This window comes from Bradyrhizobium sp. P2_E8 (assembly GCF_056403875.1).
In genome coordinates this window covers 1-5843 of the sequence record NZ_JBFUES010000455.1, presented here as the reverse complement: position 1 = coordinate 5843, position 5843 = coordinate 1, and the positions used below count along the sequence as shown (strand labels likewise).

At 63.1% G+C, this 5843-nt stretch carries 5 protein-coding genes; 4 read left to right on the top strand and 1 reads right to left on the bottom strand.

What is annotated here, in order from left to right; all coding sequences use genetic code 11:
* On the bottom strand, window positions 1-1190 hold a 1190-nt coding region (gene tal / locus AC1D00_RS23455), incomplete at its 3' end, for a transaldolase (RefSeq protein ID WP_477012292.1).
* A gap of 139 nt (window positions 1191-1329) precedes the next feature.
* Here tal and AC1D00_RS23450 point away from each other — a divergent pair.
* From AC1D00_RS23450 to AC1D00_RS23435, 4 genes are all read left to right on the top strand, one after another.
* On the top strand, window positions 1330-2160 hold the full coding sequence (locus AC1D00_RS23450) for an STM3941 family protein (RefSeq protein WP_477012291.1): 831 nt from the start codon (window positions 1330-1332) through the stop codon (window positions 2158-2160).
* Window positions 2161-2458: 298 nt separating this feature from the next.
* Window positions 2459-4402 carry a PrkA family serine protein kinase gene (locus tag AC1D00_RS23445; protein ID WP_135175651.1) on the top strand — a complete coding sequence of 648 codons (1944 nt, stop codon included), beginning with the start codon at window positions 2459-2461 and terminating at the stop codon, window positions 4400-4402.
* A gap of 19 nt (window positions 4403-4421) precedes the next feature.
* Window positions 4422-5699 (top strand): YeaH/YhbH family protein, encoded by a 1278-nt coding sequence (locus AC1D00_RS23440; RefSeq protein WP_477012294.1) that lies wholly within the window; start codon window positions 4422-4424, stop codon window positions 5697-5699.
* On the top strand, window positions 5696-5843 hold a 148-nt coding region (locus tag AC1D00_RS23435), incomplete at its 3' end, for a SpoVR family protein (RefSeq protein WP_477012293.1). The genes AC1D00_RS23440 and AC1D00_RS23435, both read left to right, overlap by 4 nt.

Here is a 5843-nt window from a genome sequence, read left to right as displayed (position 1 = left end):
CTCTTGGCCACCGCCTTGCCGAGCCCGTCGCCGAGCGAGAGCTGCTGGTGGTCGATCGCAGGCCCGAGCACGGTGGCGCGCTTGTGGGCGACGGCGCCGTAGAGCTTGTCGGCGGCGTCGGCGAACTGCTTGACGCCGTCCTTGACCAGCTCCTCGGTGATCGCGTCGAGCGAGACGCCGGAGCGCTCCAGCTCTTCCAGCACACGCCTTGCGTCGTCGACATTCTCTTCCAGGCTGTCGCGCGGCTTGCCGTGGTCGCGGAACGCGTCCAGCGTCGCCGGCGGCACGGTGTTGATGGTGTCGGGGCCGATCAGTTCCTCGACATAGAGGACGTCGCTGTAGTCCTTGTTCTTGGTGCCGGTCGAGGCCCACAGCATGCGCTGCGGCTTGGCGCCCCTGGCGGCGAGCTTGTCCCAGCGGGGACCGGAGAACAGGCGCTTGTAATCCTGGTAGGCGACCTTGGCGTTGGCGATGGCGACCTTGCCCTTCAGCGCGGCGAGCCGTTCCTTCTCGCTGGGGTCGTTGGCGCGCGCGATCTTCTCGTCGAGCTGCTTGTCGACCACCGAATCGATGCGGCTGACGAAGAAGCTCGCCACGCTCGCGACATGCGAGGGATCGCCGCCGCCCGCGACGTATTTCTCGAGGCCGGCGAGATAGGCCTCCGCGACCTGGAGGTAGACCGCCTTCGAGAACAGCAGCGTGATGTTGATGCTGATGCCCTCGCCGATGAGCGTCTCGATCGCCGGCAGGCCTTCCGGCGTCGCCGGCACCTTCACCATCAGGTTCTTGCGGTTGACGTCCTTCCAGAGCCGCCGCGCCTCGGCGACTGTGCCGGCGGTGTCCATCGCGAGATAAGGCGAGACCTCCAGGCTGACATAGCCGTCGCCTCCCTTGAGGCGGTCATAGACCGGGCGGAGCACGTCGGCGGCGTTCTGGATGTCCTCGACCGCGACGGCTTCGAACAGGTCGGCCACGCTCCGGTCGCCGCGCTTCAGCGCCTTGCCGATCGGAGCGTCGTACTCGTCCGAACTACCGATCGCCTTCTCGAAAATCGACGGATTGGAGGTGACGCCCTTGACGCCGTCGGTGTCGATCAGCCGCTTGAGGTCGCCCTTGGCGATGAAGCCGCGGGCCAGGAAGTCCAGCCAGACGGCTTGTCCGTGCTTTTCCAGTTCTTTGACGGGATTCATGATGCTTATTTATCTCCAAGCCTGCGGGCGAGGGGTTTCCGCGCCGGTCCTGACGCGCTATCCTCTAGCTAACATGCTCCCGGGAGGGAACCAATCAAGGGTGTAGGCGTCATACCCTCAGTGTAACTCCGTCGCGATCATGGCGATCCAGGCGGTTGTGGCTTTGTTGCGTGAAAAGTCGTTGGCCGGGGAGGTTCGGCCGAGGCCTCGTTGCGCAACGTCCGCCGGCCGCTGCACAGAGTGCCACCAGCGGATTCCGATCCGCCTGATGCTTCGTCGCCCGCTTGCGAACGACCATGCTGGGGAAAGCATGCACGCACATCCTGACCGCCCACCGCTCGCCCTTGCCAACGGTCCGCAATCGGTCGCGCCGGCCGTAAGCATCGACGCGGCCTACGATCTCGACATCAATCCGTGCGCGACATATCTGCGGCTGCTGGTCGCGGCGGGCTTTGCGATGACCCTGTTCGGCGCCAGCCTTGCCTTCGACTGGGGCGGCTTGGGCGACTACGACACGACGGTCGGCTATGCCGGCGTCGCGCTGTTCGGCGTGGTCACCAGCCGGCTGATCTGGATGCTCCCCGCCGAACGCGGGCCGGTGGTGATCGTCACCCCCGCTGGCATCCGCGATCTCCGCATCGGCAATGAATTTCTTCCGTGGGAGTCGATTGCGGAGGTTTYGACCGAGCAGCGGCGCAGCCACAGGATGATCGTGCCGACGCCGACGCTGGCCTTGCCGCGGCAGCTCGCCGGCATCCGCGCCAGGATCCGATCGATGTCGCGCGGCGCGCAGGACGGTCGCATCGTCGTCCGCCGCGACGGACTGGCGATCGGTTTTGACACATTGCTGCGCGCCTGCCGTGACTGTCATGCTGCCAGCTACTCACGCACCGCATTGCGGCGGGACCGCGATCAAGGTGCGCCAGACTCAGGTCCGCTCTCGCAAGGCTTGGCCGTACAAGCGTCATAAAGCTGCCGCCGGCGGACGGCTATGCTGCACCGCCGGATAGGCCGATCCCCGGTAATGCCCGGATGTTGCGGCCGAGTGACATTTTCTGGAAATGAGCGAAGATATACCTAGATTCGCATAAAGAACAGGCAGGTGCCTGTTCGTAACTCACCCAGTTGCCTACGTTGTGCGTTGCGTGAAGTCGGCCCCCGGGTGTCCAATGATCGTCATGTGCTCACGCTGATTCGAGACGGCCTGAGGAACGGTCCGGTAACTGCTTTCGTTTCAGCTTGTAGCGGAACTCACGCGGAGAGGGATCATGTACAACGATTCTCTATTCAACGCTTTCGCTCGGTCGTTCGAGGCGAGAAGCCAGCTCGACATGTCGATGGCGGAATACCTGGAATCGTGTCGAAGCGATCCCATGAAATACGCGAACGCGGCCGAGCGACTGCTAGCAGCGATCGGTGAGCCTCAGACAATCGACACGGCCAAGGACCCACGCCTTGGCCGTATTTTTTTGAACCGCACCATCCGCACCTATCCAGCCTTCGCCGGTTTCTACGGCATGGAAGAAACCATCGAGCGCATCGTTGGTTTCTTCCGGCACGCGGCGCAGGGGCTCGAAGAGCGCAAGCAGATCCTCTATCTGCTCGGCCCGGTGGGCGGCGGCAAATCCTCGCTTGCAGAGCGGCTGAAGTCGCTGATGGAAGTGCATCCGATCTACGTGCTCAAGGCCGGCGACGAACTCTCGCCTGTGTTCGAGAGCCCGCTCAGCCTGTTCGATCCCGATCAGCTCGGGCCGATGCTGGAGGAGAAATACGGCATTCCGCGCCGGCGCCTCACCGGGTTGATGAGCCCGTGGTGCTACAAGCGGCTGGAGGCCTTCGGCGGCGACATTTCCCAGTTCCGGGTCGCAAAGATCCAGCCGTCGCGGCTGCGCCAGATCGCGATCGCCAAGACCGAACCCGGTGACGAGAACAACCAGGACATCTCCTCGCTGGTCGGCAAGGTCGATATCCGCAAGCTCGAGACCTACGCCCAGAACGATCCCGACGCCTACAGCTATTCCGGCGGCCTCAACCGCGCCAACCAGGGCGTGCTCGAGTTCGTCGAAATGTTCAAGGCACCGATCAAGATGCTGCACCCGCTGCTCACGGCGACGCAGGAAGGCAACTACATCGGCACCGAGAACATCGGCGCGATCCCGTTCACCGGCGTCATCCTCGCGCACTCCAACGAGGCGGAGTGGGCGAGCTTCAAGGCCAACAAGAACAACGAAGCCTTCATCGACCGCATCTGCGTGATCAAGGTGCCCTATGTCCTGCGGGTCACGGAAGAGCAGAAGATCTACGAGAAGCTGATCCAGGGCTCCGAGCTGGCGTCGGCGCCGTGTGCGCCGTCGACGCTGGAGACGATGGCGCGGTTCTCGGTGATGTCGCGCCTGCGCAAGCACGAGAATTCCACCATATTTGGCAAGATGCGGGTCTACGACGGCGAGAGCCTGAAGGAATCCGATCCGAAGGCGCGCAGTGTCCAGGAATATCGCGATGCCGCCGGCGTCGACGAGGGCATGGACGGCGTCTCCACGCGCTTTGCCTTCAAGATCCTGGCCGCAACGTTCAACCACGATCCGCAGGAAGTCGCCGCCGACGCCGTGCATCTGATGTACGCGCTGGAGCAGTCGATCAAGCGCGAGCAGCTGCCGGAGGAGGTCGAGAAGCGGTATCTCGAGTTCATCAAGGCGGACCTTGCGCCGCGGTATGCCGAGTTCATCGGAAACGAGATCCAGAAGGCCTATCTCGAATCCTACTCGGATTACGGCCAGAACCTGTTCGATCGCTACGTCGATTATGCCGATGCCTGGATCGAGGATCAGGACTTCAAGGATCCCGATACGGGACAGCTCCTGGATCGCGAATTGTTGAACCAGGAACTGACCAAAATCGAGAAGCCGGCGGGCATCGCCAACCCCAAGGACTTCCGCAACGAGGTCGTCAAATTCTCGTTACGGTCGCGGGCCCAGAACGGGGGCAAGAATCCGACCTGGACCTCCTACGAGAAGATTCGCGATGTGATCGAAAAGCGGATATTCTCTCAGGTCGAGGACCTGCTTCCGGTCATCTCCTTCGGGTCGAAGAAGGACGGCGAGACGGAGAAGAAGCACGGCGAGTTCGTCGCACGCATGGTGGAGCGCGGCTACACCGAGCGTCAGGTTCGCCGGCTCGTCGAATGGTACATGCGTGTGAAGCAGGCCGGTTGAGGCGGATGGAAAAGTGCCCATTCACATTATTGACAGGCGCCTGAATCCAGGCGGCAAGAGTCTTGAGAACCGCCAGCGGTTCTTGCGTCGGGCCAAATCCCTGGTGCAGGGCGCCGTCAAGAAGACCTCGCAGGAACGCGACATCAAGGACGTCCTGGAGGGTGGTGAGGTCACGATTCCGCTCGACGGGATGCATGAGCCGCGTTTCCGCCGCGAAGGCGGAACGCGCGACATGGTGTTGCCCGGGAACAAGAAGTTCGTCGAAGGCGACTATCTCCAGCGTTCCGGCCAGGGCAGCGCCAAGGATTCCGGTCCCGGCGAAGGCGACAGCGAGGACGCCTTCCGCTTCGTGCTGAGCCGCGACGAGTTCGTCGATCTCTTCCTCGACGACCTCGAGCTGCCGGATCTTGCCAAGCGCAAGATCGCGCAGACCGAGAGCGAGGGCATCCAGCGCGCCGGCTACACCACGTCGGGCTCGCCCGCCAACATCTCGGTGAGCCGGACGGTGAAGCTCGCGCTCGCCCGCCGCATTGCGCTCAAGCGTCCCCGCAAGGAGGAGATCGAAGAGCTCGAAGCCGCAATCGCCGCGTGCACCGACGAGGACGAGCGCGTGGTGCTTCTCGCCGAGCTGGAAAAGCTGAAGGCGAAGACGAAGCGGATTCCGTTCATCGACCCGCTCGACATCCGCTACCGCCGCTTCGAGACGGTGCCGAAGCCGGTCGCGCAGGCGGTGATGTTCTGCCTGATGGACGTCTCCGGCTCGATGTCCGAGCACATGAAGGATCTCGCCAAGCGCTTCTACATGCTGCTCTACGTGTTCCTGAAGCGCCGCTACAAGCATGTCGAGATCGTCTTCATCCGCCACACCGACCGCGCCGAGGAGGTGGACGAGCAGACCTTCTTCTACGGCCCGGCCTCCGGCGGCACGCTGGTCTCCAGCGCGCTCCAGGCGATGCACGAGATCGTGCGCGAGCGCTTCAATCCGTCGGACTGGAATATCTACGCGGCGCAAGCCTCCGACGGCGACAATTCCTATTCCGACGGCGAGCTTACGGGCATGCTGCTGACCGACAAGATCCTGCCGGTCTGCCAGTTCTTTGCCTATCTCGAGGTCGGCGAGTCCGGCGGCAGCGCCTTCGATCTCTCCGACTCCTCACTCTGGACCCTCTACGAGCGCCTGCGCAACAGCGGCGCACCGCTCTCGATGCGCAAGGTCAGCGAGCGCAGCGAGATCTTCCCGGTGTTCCACGACCTGTTCCAGCGCCGCGAAACCTCTCAGGAGAAAGCCGCTCCATGACGGAAAGATTGTTCGAGGGCGCGGATTGGGACTTCCACACCTTGCAGCGCATCACCGATGCCTGTGAGGAGGTGGCGAAGAACGATCTCGGGCTCGACGTCTATCCGAACCAGATCGAGGTCATCACCGCCGAGCAGATGCTGG

Bases quoted from the DNA above. Each gene is read 5' to 3' on its own strand.
- AC1D00_RS23445 (WP_135175651.1), top strand. From the start codon at position 2,459: ATGTACAACGATTCTCTATTCAACGCTTTCGCTCGGTCGTTCGAGGCG.